Genomic DNA, 19,618 nt, shown 5'->3' with positions numbered 1-19,618 from the left:
CCATATCTAGGTAGAGGGGTACAAATTAGTTAAGGTGTTTTTACCAGACTTCTTGTTTCTTAACCAAGTATCTCTGGCTTTTTTAATCGCGCTTTGCATTGATTCGGGTTTCCAGTTGCTTTTCGACTGGCTAAACCGCGTTTGCTGCAATGCATTTAAATGAGGCTGAATCTCACTAGTTGCACCGTGGTCGGATGGATTTATAAACCCTCTTTGATTAGGATATAAACACTTCAACCAGGTTTGCAATGCTGGTGCAATTGCCAATGTATTACTCGCTTTTACTGACGCCATTAACGACTTAAATGCCGCCGCTTCATCACCTGAATTCGCTGCTGAAAAAGTATTAGCGGAAGTGGCCGTATAATCTGGCTTTTGCTTTCTTTGCATTAGATAAGTCGCTATCCAAGCGATAGCCGTGATCACCCAGAGGGCTGCAAATAGCCAAGTTAAGTAATGGGGAGTTTGCGCTTCGCCATTATTGGCTACTGAATTTTGTGATTCACTATTTAGCCCGCTATCACTTTCAGTTTGGCTAGCTTGATTAGCAGGTATTGAGGACGCATTACTAGCCGATTGATTATCGAAACCTGACTGTGTAGGCATAGAAGGTGACGTTGCACCAGCATCTGGTTGAACGTTGGCTGGTTGAACAGTGACTGTGCGGGCAGGGATAGTCGCATACTCTGTTTGCTCGGTTAAGGTATTAAACCAAGGGATAGTCACTTCAGGTAATACAAAGCTGCCTGCTTGAGTGGGAATTACCGCCAACGAGCTCTTACGCTGTGCAATCAAGGTGCTGTCTTTTTCTACCGTGGTAGTAGAGGATTGATCTGGATACAACTTAAAGTGAGGAGGATAAAACTCTGGTATTTCTGGTAACTGTTCTTCCACTACACCTAGTGCCGTAAGCGTGACCACGCGAGTAATCGGCTCGCCGACTACAAAGGCATCACCTTGGGGCCATTCTTCATCAACCCGCGCCAATTCAGTGGGTAACCATGGGTAGTCAATACCTGCAGGGATGGGTTTGATATTGACCGTAATATCGGGTCCAACACGGTTCACTTGTTGAGTTCTATTAAATAACCCGAAACGTTGATTCGTATTAGCGGCAGCCACTTCAGCAGTAAATACCGGCCCTCTAATAGTAAATTCGCCTGATGCTTGGGGCACAATGGCAAACTGGCGTTCGATAATTTGGTAACGGCGACCGTTTACAATGTCGGTATATTGCTTATCGTCACCTAACTGCTTTATTTCTGCATTTTGCATGGTGGGCGATTGCAAGCTGCCGCGCTCGATATTTGTCGCAAGATGCAATTTTATGGTGTAGAAAAGTTGTTGGTTTAGATAGGCTTCTTTTAAATCAATACTAGTAGTCACGAAGTAATCGCGGGCAACGTTCTCAGATTGTTGAACGGGAATAACATTCACCGACATTGGCGCAGATTGCTTGCCTTCTATACTAATAGCAGGAATGGTGAAGGTACCTTCTTTACGCGGAAACAAGGTGGTAGTCCAGGTGGTGGTTTTCTTGGTATCGAAGTTCACAATAGAGGTTTGACTGCTCACCGACGTTCTACCAACAACGAAGTCTTTTAGTAATATTGAGCTATCAAAAGACTCACGGTCTGCGCCGCCATTTGCCACAACAGTTAACCGAATAGCCTCATCAAGCATAACTGGGTTTTTATCTATAGTGGCTTCAACTGAAGTCACATCTGCCAGCACAACCATGCTGCGTAAAAGTAAGAAAAGGGTTGTAGTGAATAAAATTGCTTTCATCTACCAATCACTCCGATTTGAAGGCATGCGTTGTCTTTGGCGCTTCTGCGCTTCTAATTGCATTTTTCGTTTTAATAAGAACGCGGGGTCATCTGGTACTCTGCGCATTAAATTTTCAAGACGTTGCTGTTGTTCTTTTTCAGCATCTGTCATCTCGCCAGCTTGAGCCATGGCGGCATCACTTTCTTGCTGGGCTTCATCGGTACCTTCTTCATTCCCAGTATTTTGTGGGGCGCCTGCGTATTCTTTGTCGTTTTCTTCACCGTTGGCACCATTTTGCGCCTCCGACTCATTTTGGTTTTTGCTATCATCTTGTTCACCCCCTTCATTTTGTGAAGACTGGGGATCACTTTGACTGTCATTTTCATCGTTAGCATTCTGGTTATCAGACGCGCTCTGCTCACCATTTTCTTCAGATGTATCTTCACTGTTTGAACCATCATTATTTTGGCTATCTTGGCTACTATCGTCGCTACCTTCTTGATTTTCATCTTCGCCAGAATCTTGTTGGTTTTCACCCTCATTCGATTGCTGATTTTCTTGGTTTTGCTGTTCTTGTTCTTCTTGTTCTTCTTGTTCTTCTTGTTGCTGCTTCAACTGTTCCAATATCGCTTTATTTTCTGCAGCATCTTGATAGTTAGCATCTAGTGATAATACTTCATCATATTTGGCGATGGCCTCATCTAGCTTGCCTAAACGAGCCAATGCATTGCCTTGGTTGTACAAACCTTCAATACCGCCTTGTTGTTGATAAGCGGCAAGTGCTTGTTCGTAGTCGCCGGCCTTGTAATGCGCCGCACCTTGCCAAGCAGGGTCTTCGAATGTAGACGCGGCTTGATCAAAGGCGTTATCTGAGTAGTTTGCTAAGCCTTCTTGATTGGCATTTAAAAATGGCTTTTGCCACCATGACACAGAAGAGGAAGTTGAACTCTCTGACGGCGGCTCTTGGGTAACAGATTGCGCCATCACTGATTCACTGCTCATCGGCATGTAGATAGCTGCTATAACAGCAAACACTAAACCTCGCCGAAACCCAAGGGCTATTAAGGGAAGTAAACCCAATAATAGATAGGGGCCAAACTCGCGCCATTGGTCGCCTTCGGTATCACTCGCATCTTCCTCAGATTCGCCGTCTCTATCAAGTAACGACAAGGAAGCGAGTGAAGTAATATCATCATCATTAGTGGTGATTTCACTAAATTTACCGCCGCTAGCTCTTACAACGGCATTGACTGCACTGCTATTAAGTTTAGGGATCACAATAGCGCCACTTCTATCTTTAAGTAATTCACCTGTTATCTGCCTGATAGGTGCTCCGTCATCTGTTCCTACCGCCAGCGCATTTAAGGTGAAAGGTAATTCGGCCACGTATTCTTGTAGTTCTTGTTGCTGGCGAAAGTCAACGCCATCGGTTATCCAGTAGATCATACCTTTACTGTAGCCAGCGTTCGTTAATAACTCAGCTGCGGTTTCAATACCTAACAAAGGGTCGCTACCAGGAACGGGCATGATTTCGGGTGATAAACTTGGAAGCAGGGTAGTGATATTGGCTGCATCTTGAGTGAGTGGACTCACTACAAACGCGTCTCCCGCATAAGCCACTAAACCCATTTCGCCTTCGCCTATTTGATTTACAAGATCGATGGCTTTGTATTTTGCACGGGTAAGTCTATCTGGGGTAATGTCGGTAGCACGCATCGACAGAGACATATCCATTACAATGACATGGCCCATTTTAAGTTGATAAACCGGTTGGGGGAGGCGCTCCCATGTTGGCCCTGCTAAGGCAACAACGGCTAGCAACCATCCTAATGCAAGCAGCCAGAATGGGGGCTTCTGCCCTTTCGTAAATTTCCCTATCACCATATGCTGATATAAATGTGAGGGTATAACCGACTGCCAGCCCGACTTTTTCGACGTATTTCGCTTAAGAGCTATATAGAGTATAAGCGCGGGAATAAGTGCTATAAACCACTCGGGTCGCAGAAAATGGACATTGTTAATAAAGTCTTCCATTACACACTTTCCTTTTTATCGCTTGATGAAAGAGGTGTGCGTGACAGTGATTTAATCAATGTACTTCCAATTATTACTAATGCCCATAAGGCAGATAAAGCTAAGGCTACCGCCAATGGAAAGTAGAAAAGAGCGGTAAGTGGCCGCATTTTGCGTGCTTCACCCTGTATAGGTTCTAATGCATCTAACTTTGCGTAAATGGCTTCTAATTCATTTACATCTCTAGCGCGGAAGTATTGCCCGCCTGTAGAGGAAGCAAGGTCACTTAGCATGTCTTCATCTAACTCTTGAGAAGGATTCACCTGTCGACTACCAAAGAAACTTTGGATCAGCATTTTATCTGCGCCCACGCCAATGGTGTAAACCTTCACTTTTTTATTTACTGCCAATTCTTTTGCTTGCTCAGGAGTAATAAAACCAGCGGTATTTTGTCCATCAGTAAGCAAAATAAGTACATTGTTTGACTCTTCTTTTTCGTCAAATCGTTTAACAGCCAAACCAATAGCATCGCCAATAGCGGTTTGCTCTCCCACCAAACCAATCACAGATTCGCTAAGTAAAGTCGAAACTGTATCTCTGTCATAAGTGAGTGGCGCTTGAAGGTAGGCAGTATCGGCAAACAATATTAAGCCTAAACGGTCACCCACGCGGCGCTGGATAAAATCGTACAGCACAGACTTTGTCATGGTCAGTCGATTCACTTGCCTGCCATTTAACTCCATGTCATCAATTTTCATACTGCCGGATAAATCTACCGCCAACATCATCTCTCTGCCTTCACTCGGAATGCTTATGGGCTCTCCCAACCATTGAGGGCGTGCTGCTGCAATTACCACGCAGAGCCAAATTAGCGATGCAATAACCACTGGGATTTTGCTGCTTTTAAGCGGTGAGGGAGTGTCTTGTATACCCGGTCTCAACGCAGGGACTTGTAAGGCAGCCATTACGTGCTGGGGTTTCGCGGGCACTAAATATCGAACCAGTATAGGAAGGGGAAGTAGGAACAAAGCCCACCACCATGCGAACTCAAGCATGGGTTGCCTCCCGAACTTTTGGCTGTTCGAACGATGATGGCTGTTGTGAAGCGCGCAATCTCTTATTATTCGAAGGCGAGGTGACGTTAAAGTGTTTCACCCACGCAATTGCTGCTTTACTACATTCGTTAAAATGCTTGTTATCACATTTGGGCGCGTACTGCTGCGAATGCAGCGTTGATAGTGAGTCGCTCATAGTATTTTTGCGTCTTTCTGGCAGCGTATTCAATAGAAAATCATGCCAACTGTTCCCATAAAGCCCTGCTACTTCTTGTGGTTTGAAATAGGTCACGGCGGTACGTTTTAGTACACTATTGATTTGCATAGGCCAGTTTTCATCTGAAGATGAGATACTTCCAAGCAGTTTTAGTGCATCGCGACGAGGCTTGTTGAATTTATGCTTTTTGACAAGATAAACAATGAGGCTTATAGCACCTGCTAAAAATAACGCAATTAAGCACCACCAGCCCCAGTCCAGAGGCCAGATGTCTACATTGTCAGGAACGTGTATATCTTTAAGCTGTGCAAGAGGATCGGTTTGCGGCATACCTTGGGCTGATTGCATCAAAAGCGCTCCTGTTGCATGCCTTGAATTTGGGTATCAAGAGGCAGTCCCGCAGAAATATGGTAACGAGAAATATTTGCTTGTTTAAGTGATTGTTCCATTGCATTGTTTTGTTGTTCACGCCAACGTTGATAGGTATCTTCTTCTTTTCTGTCACCTAATAGCCATCGTTGTTGGTTAATGCCATCGGAAACGCTTACCCGTTGAATGGAGCGAGTTTGAGGCAGTGTATGCTCAATAGGATCGTCGACAATAATTGCTCTCACTTCACAATGACGTGAAAGCTGACTTAAATGCTGCTGTGCTGCACTGCCTAAATGCTGAAAATCAGACAGTAGGTATACTAGGCTACCGGGGCGAGCTAACCGACGAAGTCGAGCACACGCATCGGCAAAGGCTTGGACATCAGCCTCATTACTCGCTACCTGCTCATGGCTAGTAGCATGTAAATCCATCAATTCGTGACAAATGTGCAAAACAGCTCGTTTTCGAGCAAGGGGCTTCACTTCTTTATGCTGGCTTTGGTTAAATAACAAGGCACCTACTTTATCGCCATGGGCTGCCGCAGACCAACTTATCAACGAACAGATGTGGGCAACCTGCATAGATTTAGTCAGTAATCGTGTGCCAAACATCATTGATGGCGAGAAGTCGCAAAACAAAAATACAGGGCGTTCTCGCTCTTCACGGTATATTTTGGTGTGGGTTTTACCGGTACGGGCGGTAACTCGCCAGTCGATTGCTCGAATGTCGTCACCTGGTTGGTAATGTCTAGCTTCATCAAACTCCATGCCTCGACCCTTGTGTTTGGTCAAATAGCTACCGGCAAGGCGAGCTTGAGGCGAGCGCTTGGGCGCAAGACTAAATAATTTTGCCAACTGCTGATACCGCAATAGTTCAGCAGTAGACAAATTAACCCCGTTGGTTTGCAGTAACGCTAACTGCGAATGAACATCACTCATCTTTTATGGAACAGCTACGGTAGCAACAATTTGGTTAAGCAGATCATTCATAGTAATGCCTTGTGCTTCTGCGTGATAAGACAAAATAATGCGATGGCGAAGTACATTATGTACCACCGCTTGAATATCATCAGGGCCAACGAAATCTCTGCCACTTAACCACGCATGTGCGCGTGCGCATCTGTCTAAACTAATGGTGGCACGAGGGCTAGTACCCATCGCAATCCATTCGGCAAGGTTGGCGTCAAATTTAGCTGGCTGTCTGGTCGCCATCACCAATTGCACTAAATACTGCTCAAGTTCGGGCGCCATATGTAGTGCTAGCGCCTCTTTACGTGAAGAGAAGATATCTTGCTGGGTTAATTTAGGCGGCGTTACTGGCGGTACTGATAATGCTTCACCACGGGTCAATCGCAAAATCTCTAACTCTGTTTCGGCATCTGGATAATCAATATCGACGTGCATCAAAAAGCGATCGAGCTGAGCTTCTGGTAGTGGGTAAGTCCCTTCTTGTTCTAGAGGGTTCTGTGTCGCCATTACCAAGAATAAAGGAGGAAGCGGGTAGGTCTTGCTGCCTACCGTTATTTGGCGCTCAGCCATGGCTTCCAACAGTGCCGATTGTACTTTAGCTGGAGCACGGTTAATTTCATCGGCTAATACTAAGTTGTGAAATAGGGGGCCTTTTTGAAAAACAAATTCACCGGTTTCAGGGCGATAAATATCAGTGCCGGTTAAATCAGCAGGCAGTAAATCAGGGGTAAACTGAACGCGATGAAAGTCACCGTCGATACCATTAGCAAGCGCGTTAATTGCTCTGGTTTTTGCCAGACCTGGAGGCCCTTCTACTAAAAGGTGCCCATCAGCTAAAAGCGCAATAAGGAGGCTTTTGGTAAGTGCACTTTGACCAATGATTTGCTGATCTAAATACTTCTGCAGTTGCTGAAATTGTTCCGCTGCCATAATGCAATTATTCCGTTGAAATTCTAGTTATCAGGAAAAGTAAACCAATTAACTCGCCCAAATGTATGTTACGAGTAGATAAATTGGCATAAAACAGACTATGTTTTTCTTATATGGTTCCCTTGTCGTCTAGTTCAAGTCGTTAAAAACATCTAATTTTCAGATAGGCGACGATTATTCGACACAAATAGGCTGAAAACTGTCCGTGAACGTTGATAATTTGCTATTTTGTTCATTGTTTGTAAAAATTGGGTTTATTACAGGTCAGACCACTTATTTCCCGTGGTCCTTAATTTAGGTGCATTATGTCAACAAGACAATCTGTTACTACCCGCGAGGGTGATCGTATCGCCATTGTGGCGGGGTTACGTACTCCGTTTGCAAAAATGGCGACATACTTCCACGGTGTTCCCGCTGTCGATTTAGGTAAAATGGTCGTAAACGAACTGCTCGTTCGCCATGGCATTCAAAAAGAATGGGTTGATCAGGTTGTCTATGGTCAGGTTGTTCAAATGCCTGAAGCGCCGAATATCGCCCGTGAAATCGTATTGGGTACTGGCATGAATGTGCATACTGATGCTTACAGCGTCTCTCGTGCATGTGCAACCAGCTTCCAGTCTACCGTTAATATTGCCGAAAGTATGATGGCTGGCCACGTTCAGGTAGGTATTGCTGGTGGTGCTGACTCTACGTCTGTATCGCCAATTGGTGTATCTAAAAACCTAGCGCGCGCATTGGTCGATCTTCAAAAAACCAAAACTTTGGGTCAGAAGTTTAATATCTTTAAGCGTTTAGGCCTTAAAGATTTAGCGCCTGTGCCGCCAGCGGTTGCAGAATACTCAACAGGTTTGTCTATGGGACAAACGGCTGAGCAAATGGCGAAATCCCACCATATCTCACGTGAAGAACAAGACGCACTTGCGCATCGTTCACACAGTTTTGCCGCGCAAAGCTGGGAAGAGGGTAAGTTAGACAGTGAAGTAATGACCGCTTACGCAGAACCGTATAAAGGCGCGTTATCTCGCGATAACAACGTACGTTTCGATTCTAAGCTTGAAGGCTATGCCAAGCTTCGCCCTGTTTTTGATAAAAAATACGGTACAGTAACGGCAGCGAACGCTACTCCGCTAACTGATGGTGCTTCAGCCGTTATTATGATGACGGAAAGCCGTGCTAAAGAATTGGGTTATAAGCCATTAGGTTACCTTAAGAGTTATGCCTTCTCAGCCATTGATGTATGGGAAGACATGCTGATGGGGCCATCTTACGCCACGCCAATTGCGCTAGATCGCGCAGGCATGACATTAAACGATATTACGCTTATCGAAATGCATGAAGCTTTTGCCGCACAGACACTTTCGAACGTAAAAATGTTCGCCAGCGATAAATTTGCCCAAGAAAAACTTGGTCGTGCAAAAGCTACCGGTGAAATCGACATGGACAAATTTAACGTTATGGGAAGTTCTATTGCTTACGGTCACCCGTTTGCGGCAACAGGCACGCGAATGATTACCCAAATGCTTAACGAACTTAACCGTCGCGGTGGTGGTACTGGTCTACTAACCGCTTGTGCAGCGGGTGGTTTAGGTGCAGCTATGATTGTGGAGACAGAATAATATGAGTCAGGACACAACAATGACAAATGACGTTCAAGCAACATCTGGTGCCTTTACGTTAACCAAGCAAGACAATGGCGTTGCCATACTCACCATGGATGTACCTGGTGAGTCTATGAATACGCTAAAAGCCGCTTTTGGCGATGAAATATCTGCCATGCTGGATGACATTGATGCTGATACCAGTATTAAAGGTGTAGTGCTGGTAAGTGGTAAAGCAAATTCGTTTGTAGCCGGTGCCGATATAAGTATGTTGGCAGCGTGTAATACTGCAGAAGATGCCACCACCATCGCGGCTGGCGGCCAAGCTATTTTTGACCGTATTGAACGCATGAAAGCAACTTTTGTTGCAGCCATAAATGGCCCAGCATTGGGCGGTGGTCTAGAGCTTGCCCTAGCATGTCACTATCGAATTTGTACCGATTCACCGAGCACTCAGGTAGGTTTGCCTGAAGTTCAACTTGGTCTATTGCCAGGTAGTGGTGGAACGCAGCGATTACCTCGTTTGATTGGTATACAGCAAGCCATGAAAATGATGCTTACTGGTGCGCCAGCGCGCGCCAAGCAAGCTAAAAAGTACGGCATTGTTGATGATGTAGTACCGCATAGCGTGTTACTAAAAGTGGCAGAGCAGTTCGCCCTTAAGCGTAAGCCTGAGCGTGAAGCGCCGCAAAAAAGCGTAATGGACAAAATGCTTGAAAATACCGGCCCAGGCCGCGGTATGATGTTCAAAAAGGCCCGCGAAGCAACGTTTGCTAAAACCAAAGGTAACTATCCAGCGCCAGGTTACATCATTGATGTCATCGAAACTGGCATGCGTGATGGCATTGAAGCGGGCCTTAAAGCCGAAGCTGAAGCATTCGGAAAGTTGGTGATGACACCAGAATCTTTTCAATTGCGTCAGATTTTCTTCGCGACTACCGATATGAAGAAAGAAAACGGTATTGAAGGCGTAGCGCCAGAGAAAATGAAAAAAGTTGGCGTACTCGGCGGCGGATTAATGGGCGGCGGTATTGCGTTTGTAACCTCTACTAAAGCTGGCGTGCCTGTTCGTATTAAAGATGTTCGTCCTGAAGGCATTGCTAATGCGATGAAATACAGCTACGACATTTTAAATAAGAAAGTGAAGAAGCGCTTCATGCGTAGTAGCGAAATGCAAAAGCAACTGTCGCTTATCACTGGCACCTTAGATTATAGCGGCTACCAAGATACCGACATTGTAGTTGAAGCAGTATTCGAAGATTTAGATCTTAAGCAAAAAATGGTCGCGGATATCGAAGAAAATTGCAAAGAGAACACCATCTTTGCCTCTAACACTTCTTCTATTCCAATTACCCAAATTGCTGCCAAAGCAGCTCGGCCTGAAAACGTGATTGGTCTTCATTACTTTTCACCTGTAGATAAAATGCCATTAGCCGAAGTTATCGCTCATGAAACTACGTCGGATCAGGTTATTTCATCTACCGTCGAATTTGCGAAAAAGCAGGGCAAAACGCCAGTCGTTGTTAAAGACGGCGCAGGCTTTTACGTTAACCGTATTTTAGCCCCATATATGAATGAAGCGGCAAGCTTAATTCTTGCTGGTGAGCCTATTGAGCACATTGATAAGTCCCTAGTTAAGTTTGGCTTCCCAGTTGGACCTGTGAAGTTACTTGATGAGGTAGGCATTGATGTTGGTACTAAGATCATTCCTTTCCTAGTAGAGGCCTTTGGAGAGCGTTTTACGGCGCCTTCAGCTTTCGATAAAGTACTGGCTGATGGTCGTAAAGGTAAAAAGAACCAAAAAGGTTTTTACAGCTATGAAGGTAAGAAGCCAGGTAAAGAAGTAGATGAAAGTATCTACTCGTTATTGGGCTTAACACCGTCAACGAAATTAAGTGAAAAAGAAGTGGCTGAACGCTGCGTTCTTATGATGCTTAATGAAGCCGCTCGTTGTCTAGACGAGAGTGTTATTCGCAATGCCCGTGATGGCGACATTGGTGCTATTTTTGGTATCGGATTTCCACCTTTCCTAGGCGGACCTTTCCGTTATATGGACACATTGGGAATTAAGCATGTTGTTGAGCGTTTGAATCATTACGCTAGCACTGTGGGTGACAAATTCACACCTGCAGATGTATTGGTGAAAATGGCTGAAGAGAATAGCACCTTTTACTAATATGTAAGCTACAGATAAAAAGCCGGGAGCCTGAAAAATGAAGGTTCCCGGCTTTTTTGTGCGCAATAAGTAATTTTGCTGGTTTGCTAGTCAATTTTCAGTACAATCCTGCAGTTTCAAAGAATACCAGTCAAAATTTTGGCGCTGTATTTAAAAGAGTTTTTTATTTCCCTTAAATGGTGGGCTAAGTAGGAGAGCGTCTTGTTAGTTTTAATATCGATAAGCCTGTTAAGCAGTGTTTTCTTTTATGTAGAGGCTGTGAAGTGGGGAATGGATGCCAAATATTGGGCAGTGCTTGCTTTAGTGATAGGGCCTTTTGTATTCCCTATGTTTGGTATTGCCAGACATATACATTGGCGCAGGGCGGTAGGATTTAATAATTTGATGGTAGAAGCTTAAGCAACTACAGATTGGCTAGAGAACGACTATAGAAGCCCTGTTGTGGTTAAAGGGGTTAACCCTCTCTGTTTCTCATTGAGCCTATACATCTAGTGCGCAGCTAAATTACAGACATAAAAAAAGAGAGTCGATACTCTCTTTTTTGGAATTCTGGAAGGCTATTATAAACCTACACCGTAGCCATTACCCGTTTTAGGGCGATAGTTTTGAGGTTGTGTAACAGACTCTTTTTGCTGCTCAGGGGCTTGTTTAGCGCCTTCTTGGTTATCAGCAACAACAGGAGTGGCGGTAGATAGTACTAATGCAACAGCATACTCTTTTAACATTTTAATATTCCTCTGATTTTTTATTTTAAGAACGAACAAACAAAACCGATAGAAAGGATGTTTACCGGTTATAGAGGATATTGCGAGAGTTGTGCCAACTTTTTAACTTGTTGATTTTATTGGTTTAATTGTTGTTTTGGTGTGTTTTTTGACACTTGGATTAGCCAAAAGTAGTAAGCGCCAAAATATAGTCAGATATTTGAATGGCCAAGCAGGTTATGAAGTTTTTGATTTTCAGAAAGTAATTTTTCAAAACGCTCTGCATTGAGCGGACGGCTATATAAAAAGCCCTGTAGCATCTCGCAATCATAGCGACGCAAGATATTAAGCTGCTCTTCTTCTTCAACCCCTTCAGCCACTACTTTGAGGCCAAGGTTATGGGCGATATTAATTATTGCTGCTGCCATATGACGGTCTACGCTACTTTTAGCGATATCGTCAATAAACGCTTTGTCTATTTTAAGGGTATTGAGCGGGAATCGCTTTAAATAGGCTAAGGATGAGTACCCAGTACCAAAATCATCAAGGGCAAGGTGTATGCCGCGCTCTCTCAGTCGGCTCATCATCCGAAGACCATTTTCAGGGTCTTCCATTAGCGTCCCTTCGGTAATTTCACACTCTAAGTGCAGTGGAGATAGGCCTACTTCGCTTAAAATTCGGTTAATTCTGTCGTCTAAATCTGGAAGTTCGAATTGCTTAACTGAGATATTTACGGCTACTCGGCCGGTAAACAGGCCTTGAGAGACCCAGCGTTTTGTATCTACACAGGCTTTACGTAACACCTGCTCACCAATTTCGATAATTTGGCCTGTTTGCTCAGCAAGGGGAATAAATTGCCCGGGACTCACTATGCCTTTCTGCGGGTGTTCAAAACGCACCAACGCTTCCATGCTAACAAGTTTACCAGAGGCAATATCAACCTTCGGTTGGTAGTAAACCGTAAATAAGTCGTCTTTAATTCCCTGGCGAATTAAGTTTTCGATTTGCAACTGACGAACCGCATTTTGGTTCATTTCACCGCTGAAGAATTGATAGCTATTACCACCATTATTTTTTGCAAAGTACATGGCGGTATCTGCATTTTTTAGCATTTCTTGTGGCGTATTACCGTCGTCAGGGAAGAAGGCTATCCCTAAGCTTGCGCCCAATACAAACTCTTGCTTATTGATAATGAAAGGGCGAGCAAGGGTATCGAGTAGGTTTTGCGCATAATGGGTGACAGTATGAATATCTGCGCTATCTTCCATTAAGACACTGAACTCATCGCCACCAAGGCGATAGCAAGTGGCATTTTTGCCCGTAATTCGTTGTAAGCGTTTAGCAATTTGTTTAATTAAAATGTCGCCAGTTTGGTGGCCAAGCGAGTCATTTATTTTCTTAAAGTTGTCCATATCCAAACACAGCAGGGTGTGAGGGGCGCCTTTACGGACCAAGTTTTGATGACTCGCTTGATAGAATGAGCGGTTAGGCAGCTCGGTCAATGGGTCTATATTAGCCAGTTTCAGCAATTCTTTTTCAGTGCTCTTACGTGAGGTGATATCACTAAATACACCTACGAAATGACTTATTTTTCCATCGTCGTCGTGCACCGCATCAATGTTCAATTCCATTTCATAGCGTTCACCATTAACGCGAACAGATTCTACTTCACCTGACCAATTTCCTTTGGTTTTCAGGGTCTTTTTAATCTCTTCGGTAAATGCATCGGGATACAAATGGAAATGCAGATAGCTAGCTAAGGCTTGTTCTCTAGTTTCACCTGTGTAGCTACAGTAAGCGTTATTTACTGAAATAAACTTGAACTGTGTGGTGGTAATAAACACACCCTCAGAGATATTTTCAATTGAACGCTTAAACAGGTTTAGCTGTTCTTCAGCTTCTTTTAGATGGTTAATGTTCTTCAGTGTACCGGTCATACGAACCGGCTGCTGATTATGATCCCGTTCAACAACTTTTCCGCGATCGAGTAACCATATCCACTGGTTTTTGAAGGTTTTAGCGCGATAGGCAAGCTCGTAGAAGTCACTTTTACCTTCTAAATGGCTGCGTAATGCATCTCTAACACGTCCAATGTCGTTAGGATGGATATTAGCATCATAGGCGCCAGTGGTTCTTATATCGTCTTGTGGGAAGTCTAATGTACCCCATGTGTTGGCTCGATAAACTTGACCGCGGTACACATCCCAATCCCATAGTTCGTCACCAGAACTCCATAGGGTAAGTTTAAGGCGTTCCTCTGATTCACGTATAGAAAGTTGATTCGATTTACGTAACTGATACTGTCGAATGATAAAGGCTAGAACAATAGTCAGTATGAGTGCATAAAAAACTAATGCGACTGAATGTAACCAAGGAGGGCGTGCAATGTAAATTTTTAATTCGCGACTCTGAGACCAATGCTTCCCAGGTTCGATAGCTTGGACTTCGAAAATATAATTTCCAAATGAAATGTTGTTAAATTGTGCCGTTCTAACGTTTTCATTGTAAACCCATAAATTATCCATGCCTTTTAGGCGATATCGGTATGAGACTTCTTTAGGATATACTGCATTTATCAAGCCAAAAGAAATGCTGAACCTAGATTCAAAGTATTCGAGAGCTTTTTCGTTTTTATATGTGATGTTTGCAAGTAAACTATCTTCTTCAACTACTTTATCTGTACCAAGCAACCCCGTATTTGCTTGGTTTGACTCACCAAATACTCTAAATTCGAATAATTCAGGCATACTTGTTCGGTTCTCACTTTCAACCGTCGATGCTTGATGTGCCTTAGATATTATGTTGAAGCCTTTGTTGCCGCCAAAATAGATATCTCCATTGGAGGTTGCTAAAACTGCGCTTTCTCCTAGAGAATTAAATTCGAGTTGATCGTTTGAAACACTCGATATTTCCGTAAGTGTTGAGAGTTCGATTTGGTGGACACCCGCACTGTCTGCGTACCAAATACTGTCGTGGGTGCCAATTGATGAAAAAATGAATCCTTTTCCATCATCGCGAGTTTGTCGCTGTACGACCTGCAGAGTTTTCTTGTCGATCTTCAGTACGCCATCAGAACGGGTGGTTAACCAGTACGCGTCAGGCGTTTCATATACGCCATAAACGGGCGATGAGAGGCCTTTTTCTTTTCCAATTCGCTCAACTATTCTGTTACTTTTCAGGGAGTAAAGAAGAATGCCGCTTTCTTGCCGAAGCCACAAACGATTGTTATTGTCGCTAAATATGGGGAGGAGGATTGTAGAAGTAGCATCTACTTCATGATGAACAGGCGAAGAGCTCCCCGTATTCATCGTAGTGTCTAATGAATACAGGCCGTTATCTTCCAACCAAACCCAAACTCTGTTGTTTCCTTTATAGATATAGTCGACAAACTGACCGGGAAAATAACGCTTTAATAATTCAAGCTTATTATCTATTCGTTTATAAACACTTAAACCATTTGAACTAGCGACCCAAAAATAGCCTTCTTTATCAATTTCAACGTCCCAATAACTAGTACCAGGGGAAATATCTTCATCAAAAGATAAATAGTCGAAATCACCTGTCACTCGATCAAGCTTTCCAATTCCGTCTTGTTGAGAAGCAAAATATATATCATTTGATGAGTCTTGAGCTAGGCCCCATATTGTTGAGTTTTCATCTCTATCCGTAGCTTTAAGTGCACTAGAATGAAAACGTATTTCGGAAAATTCTGAGTGGAATTTGAATGCATTTTGCATAGTGCCGAGCCACAGCGCACCAGATCTATCTTTAGTAATACCGAAAATAATGTTTTGGCTGAGCTTTGTTATATTTTTTTTGTCTGAACTTAAATGGGCAATGTCTGCAGAAGATATATTTTTTGGTGATTCAATATTGGTGTTAACGATAAAAAGCCCATTGTCTGAACTGAACCAAACATTACCATTGAACTCTATAATGGAAGTGACATTCACGTCGGCATCAAGGTTTAATAATTCTTTACTAATGTGTTTGAGTTGGCCGCCATTTGCACTAATAATGTATACGCCTTCATTAGTAGCTAACCAATAATTGCCTTCAATTACCGTAACATCATGCAAGGCACCTGTTGCTATACTTATTCCCCACGGATTGACCTTGCCTAAGTCAAAAACTTCTTTGGTATTTTTATCTAAAATTTTTGCACCTAGTTCGTTAGAGCCAAACCAGATTCGAGACGGTTCATCGAAAATTAACTTAATAGTGCTATCTGTCTTGTAGACTTGAGCGAGTATTTTTATTTGGTTATTTTCATTCTTAGATAGAGAGTAAGCATACTTATGGTCTGAAAACAGGATACTGCCGTCATTACCTTCACTAATTGTGGTGATTACATCGAGTTTTATGACAGAATTCTGTTTGGAAAATGTTTCAAAGTCATCGCTCTCTGGTCGGTAGCGGGCTAACCCTGAATGAGTAGCAATCCAAAGAATACCATCAGAATCAACAAATAATTTTTGAATAAATCCACTGGGAAGTGCATGGGGGTCATTATCTGAAGGGTGGTACTGATTAATTTCATAACCAGAGTAACGGTTGAGCCCGTTAGGTGTCGCAAGCCATATGTATCCCTTGTCGTCTTCGGCAATGTCGAGGACAACAGTACTAGATAACCCATCTCGATTATCTAACTCAGTAAATTGTAAATCAGCAACTTCTATGGCTGCCGCATCGGAGAAAATTACTCCGAGCAGTTGAAGCCATATAGCTATAACTGAGTAAGCTAGGGTTGAGCGCACCTACACACCTTTGGCATTACGCCTTATCATTATAATTTATAGTTAGGCTGGCCGCATCCCTAACAGCCAGAACAATAAATATGCCGAAATAACGCGGGCTCTACAAGCGATTTTTAGTTATAGGTGGGTGATGGTTCAATTGTTAACCATTATTTGCTAATAATAAGGAATTTGGGATTTAAACTCAGAAATTCCATTTATGGTTCTGTGCTTTGGCGTTTCTAGTTTTTCGTGTTTACCTTCAGCAAACAGAATCAACTCTCCGCAACGCTCTCGTTTGGCAAGTTGATGCGCATAGCTTTGTATATCTTCGAAACTTAATGCGCTAATGCATTCAGCAAGTTGGGTATTTCTATTAAAGCTTAAATCTTGCGTGCCTAAGCTTATCCATAGTCTTTGTGACTTCATCGACAAGTTAAGGTCGCGCTCTTCTAGTTGCTTCAATAAGTTCTGTTTGATGGTAGACCAATAAAAACGATAGAACTCGATTTCTTCTAACTGTTGAAATAAAAATACCGTCATCGCATCTAGAAGCGTTTTGGCACTGTTATTTGGGCTTTGTACATAAAATGCCATTCCTGGGTGTTGATTGTGGGGAACATAACCGGTTCCAACAATATAGCCCAACTGCTGTTCTGTTCTAAGCGCATTAAAAAATGGTGCAGCCAACATTTGCTCTAACACCATACAAAGTGCAGTGTCGTGTAGGCCTGCAGTGGGTGCTTGTAAATACAGCACAACAGCAGCATCGTCGTGCTCACAACTGACTTGATGATAAAAAGCTTCACCAACGGGAAGTTTCGACACCGCGCGAGACAAAGGCGCACCGCTGGTATTAACACATTTACTATCAATACTTTTCGCGAAGCTTTGTGCTTGCTCGCTGGCCCAATTGCCATGCACAAAGCTTTCTATGAAATAATCGTCAAATGCAGTGTCACGCACGTTAATCATATCTTCATAGGAAGTGTTGGCTACTGCTTCCAGTAATTCCACAGGAGCTTGAGTATTGCGCTGTATCAACACGCTCAACCTAGAGAACAAGCGGTTAGTCGGTTTGTTCAGCAGTGAGTTCTGTAAATTCTGAAGCTGCATTTGTTTGTAATGCTGAAAGTTAAACTCTGATGGTTTAAACGATAAGACTGCTTCTAATAACTGCTCAGCTAATAACATCTGCTGATTGGTAAAGCCTCGGGTATGCAGTGTAAAGCCAGCTTGGTGGCCATAAATTCGATAATGTAGCCCCGCAATTTCGGCGCGGTAATACTTGGCTTGCAAGTAGTCATTTAATGCACTTAACCAAATTCGCTTAGCAGCAACCGCGTTTAAAGAATCAGAAAAGTGCACCATATCAAACGAGACATAAATGTCGCCCTTGGGGCTAAAAAACTGTTGGTCTTGTGCGAACCAAAAGCGCACGCCGTCTTTATCAACCAATTTCGTAGGGTTATCGAATCCTGTTTCTGGTAACACTAACGCGTAGCTTTCCCCTAAATAAGGGTTCGGAGGGGGCAGCGATAATGCTTCAATCGTTATTGGTGACGCAAAGGCGTTCAATTGTTCTTCAGCAATAGGCTGAACACGGTATCTTGCATTGTAATATGCGCAGCTTCTGTCGGTTTCTACATCCGGAGAGATTACCTTTAATCGAATGTTAAACGGCGTAAAGAACGACAAGGCCTCTTTCATGACTGCGCCGTCGTAGCTACCGATACTTGTGCGAAGCTTTCTTAGTTGCTCCGGAGTGAATAAAAACTGATGCTGAGCAAATTCGCTAACCATCGTTAGCGGCTTGACGTTCTCTTCATATTCTAGAGCTAGTGCGGTAAGTTGTGCTTTCTCTTCGAATCGCCATGAATCATTAATAGAAAGCTTAACCAATTCTAAGTAACTAAATAGTGCCATTACCACATGGTGTTGGTTTGCTAACCCAAGCTCTGTTAACTGAAAGCTAATATTGAAGTCTTTGAATTTGTCGCCTTCAATACCCGAACCAGCAATTAGATTTACCGCCCAGTTTTGGCTCTTTAAGTAGGCAAGTAGACTGCCTTCGCCTTCATCGCCAAGTAAATGACTAATATAATTTAGCGGTTTGGTATCAATATCATTGTGAATGCCTGGTAATGCAAAGGTTACTATCATTCGCCGCGCTGTTTGCAGCGGTTTGATATTAATTTGAATGCCAAGCTGAGAAGAGGAATAAAGCGCAGGCCAAGAATCACTGGCTAACGCGCCGGCCTCAAAACTTGAAAAACTCTGTGTTATTAACGCTTCTAGCTGAGCAATGGGAACAGGGCTTGAAATACACAAACACATATTTCGCCCACAATAATACTGTTTGTGCAGAGCTCTTAATGCCTCCCGAAGGCTGTTAACTTCGTGTTTTGAAAATATATCAGCATTGCCAACAGAAAATTTGGAGAAGGGGTGAGCGGGATTACACGTTTCTTTGTGAATTTGATAAAGCCGGCGTAAATCGTCTTTAATTTTAAACTGAAACTCTGCATCAATGGATTTGATTTCGTTTATAAGCGCGGTTTCATTTAAGATGGGCTGGCGCAACATATCGGCAAAGGCCGGAAGGGTTTGTGCAATCGCAGAACCGTCACACTGATAGTGATAATTCGCATATTCAGTACCTGTCCACGCGTTAATATTACCGCCATGTTGCTCGATGAACCCGTTGATACTATTTGGGTTTGGAAAATGTCGACTTCCCATAAAGAGCATATGTTCTAGTAAATGGGCTAGCCCCTGACAATCGCTTGGATCGTAAAAATGACCCGCACGAACCGCCATAGAAACATAGGAGGTGCTGGATTGTGGCTCGTGGCATAACATAACCCTAAGGCCGTTAGGCAGGGTAAAGTGATATGCATTGTCAAATTTTTGAACGTTAGTCACATGATCTCATTGTAAAAACTCAAGACAAAATTGTCAGGAAACCACAAACTGCTCACAATCCCTGAAATGAAATAATACAGTTTAATAACCACTATTTAGGTTTTGTGCTATGCGTAATTAAAGCACTCTGTTATCGTAACTGCACATAAAACAT

General features: G+C 43.3%; 12 protein-coding genes. 3 read left to right on the top strand and 9 right to left on the bottom strand.

Going from position 1 to position 19,618, the window contains the following annotated elements; all coding sequences use genetic code 11:
- Positions 1-6: 6 nt before the first annotated feature.
- The 6 genes from AMBT_RS12180 to AMBT_RS12155 are packed head-to-tail and all read right to left on the bottom strand — an operon-like array spanning position 7 to position 7,325.
- Entirely contained in the window at positions 7-1,788 is a 1,782-nt protein-coding gene (locus tag AMBT_RS12180; protein ID WP_013784929.1) for a BatD family protein, read from the bottom strand.
- Entirely contained in the window at positions 1,789-3,804 is a 2,016-nt protein-coding gene (locus tag AMBT_RS12175; protein WP_013784928.1) for a VWA domain-containing protein, read from the bottom strand. It lies immediately after the preceding gene.
- A complete protein-coding gene (locus AMBT_RS12170) occupies positions 3,804-4,838 on the bottom strand; it encodes a vWA domain-containing protein (RefSeq protein WP_013784927.1) in 1,035 nt (344 codons plus the stop codon). The genes AMBT_RS12175 and AMBT_RS12170 overlap by 1 nt, the downstream gene beginning before the upstream one ends.
- Positions 4,831-5,403, bottom strand: coding sequence for a DUF4381 domain-containing protein (locus AMBT_RS12165; RefSeq protein WP_013784926.1), 573 nt, complete (start codon positions 5,401-5,403; stop codon positions 4,831-4,833). Before AMBT_RS12165 ends, AMBT_RS12170 begins: the two co-directional genes overlap by 8 nt.
- A complete protein-coding gene (locus AMBT_RS12160; RefSeq protein WP_013784925.1) occupies positions 5,403-6,365 on the bottom strand; it encodes a DUF58 domain-containing protein in 963 nt (320 codons plus the stop codon). The genes AMBT_RS12165 and AMBT_RS12160 overlap by 1 nt, the downstream gene beginning before the upstream one ends.
- A 3-nt stretch (positions 6,366-6,368) precedes the next feature.
- Positions 6,369-7,325: an AAA family ATPase gene (locus tag AMBT_RS12155; RefSeq protein WP_013784924.1), complete on the bottom strand. Its 957-nt coding sequence runs from the start codon at positions 7,323-7,325 to the stop codon at positions 6,369-6,371.
- A 305-nt stretch (positions 7,326-7,630) separates the two neighbouring features.
- On the opposite strand from AMBT_RS12155, the gene fadI reads away from it, so the two are divergent.
- From fadI to AMBT_RS12140, 3 genes are all read left to right on the top strand, one after another.
- The gene (gene fadI, locus AMBT_RS12150) at positions 7,631-8,941 is read left to right on the top strand and encodes an acetyl-CoA C-acyltransferase FadI (RefSeq protein WP_013784923.1); all 1,311 of its coding nucleotides are present in this window, start codon (positions 7,631-7,633) and stop codon (positions 8,939-8,941) included.
- 19 nt (positions 8,942-8,960) lie between these two features.
- Entirely contained in the window at positions 8,961-11,099 is a 2,139-nt protein-coding gene (gene fadJ / locus AMBT_RS12145; RefSeq protein WP_013784922.1) for a fatty acid oxidation complex subunit alpha FadJ, read from the top strand.
- 201 nt (positions 11,100-11,300) lie between these two features.
- Positions 11,301-11,498, top strand: a complete 198-nt coding sequence (locus AMBT_RS12140) for a hypothetical protein (RefSeq protein WP_013784921.1) — start codon at positions 11,301-11,303, stop codon at positions 11,496-11,498.
- Positions 11,499-11,659: 161 nt separating this feature from the next.
- Here the strand turns inward: AMBT_RS12140 and AMBT_RS22705 are convergent, their stop codons facing one another.
- The 3 genes from AMBT_RS22705 to AMBT_RS12130 all read right to left on the bottom strand — a co-directional run bounded on the left by AMBT_RS22705 (position 11,660) and on the right by AMBT_RS12130 (position 19,464).
- Positions 11,660-11,824, bottom strand: coding sequence for a hypothetical protein (locus AMBT_RS22705; protein WP_013784920.1), 165 nt, complete (start codon positions 11,822-11,824; stop codon positions 11,660-11,662).
- A gap of 191 nt (positions 11,825-12,015) precedes the next feature.
- Positions 12,016-16,560: an EAL domain-containing protein gene (locus AMBT_RS12135; RefSeq protein WP_013784919.1), complete on the bottom strand. Its 4,545-nt coding sequence runs from the start codon at positions 16,558-16,560 to the stop codon at positions 12,016-12,018.
- A 156-nt stretch (positions 16,561-16,716) separates the two neighbouring features.
- Positions 16,717-19,464, bottom strand: a complete 2,748-nt coding sequence (locus AMBT_RS12130) for an insulinase family protein (RefSeq protein WP_013784918.1) — start codon at positions 19,462-19,464, stop codon at positions 16,717-16,719.
- Positions 19,465-19,618: the final 154 nt, after the last annotated feature.

The sequence above is a fragment of the Alteromonas naphthalenivorans genome, assembly GCF_000213655.1.
GTDB lineage: Bacteria > Pseudomonadota > Gammaproteobacteria > Enterobacterales > Alteromonadaceae > Alteromonas > Alteromonas naphthalenivorans.
This window is presented reverse-complemented; position numbering and strand designations above follow the sequence as displayed.

What these genes read in the sequence shown, in the direction of transcription:
- AMBT_RS12180 (WP_013784929.1), bottom strand. Translation starts at nt 1,788, where the DNA reads ATGAAAGCAATTTTATTCACTACAACCCTTTTCTTACTTTTACGCAGC.
- AMBT_RS12175 (WP_013784928.1), bottom strand. Translation starts at nt 3,804, where the DNA reads ATGGAAGACTTTATTAACAATGTCCATTTTCTGCGACCCGAGTGGTTT.
- AMBT_RS12170 (WP_013784927.1), bottom strand. Translation starts at nt 4,838, where the DNA reads ATGCTTGAGTTCGCATGGTGGTGGGCTTTGTTCCTACTTCCCCTTCCT.
- AMBT_RS12165 (WP_013784926.1), bottom strand. Translation starts at nt 5,403, where the DNA reads ATGCAATCAGCCCAAGGTATGCCGCAAACCGATCCTCTTGCACAGCTT.
- AMBT_RS12160 (WP_013784925.1), bottom strand. Translation starts at nt 6,365, where the DNA reads ATGAGTGATGTTCATTCGCAGTTAGCGTTACTGCAAACCAACGGGGTT.
- AMBT_RS12155 (WP_013784924.1), bottom strand. Translation starts at nt 7,325, where the DNA reads ATGGCAGCGGAACAATTTCAGCAACTGCAGAAGTATTTAGATCAGCAA.
- fadI (WP_013784923.1), top strand. Translation starts at nt 7,631, where the DNA reads ATGTCAACAAGACAATCTGTTACTACCCGCGAGGGTGATCGTATCGCC.
- fadJ (WP_013784922.1), top strand. Translation starts at nt 8,961, where the DNA reads ATGACAAATGACGTTCAAGCAACATCTGGTGCCTTTACGTTAACCAAG.
- AMBT_RS22705 (WP_013784920.1), bottom strand. Translation starts at nt 11,824, where the DNA reads ATGTTAAAAGAGTATGCTGTTGCATTAGTACTATCTACCGCCACTCCT.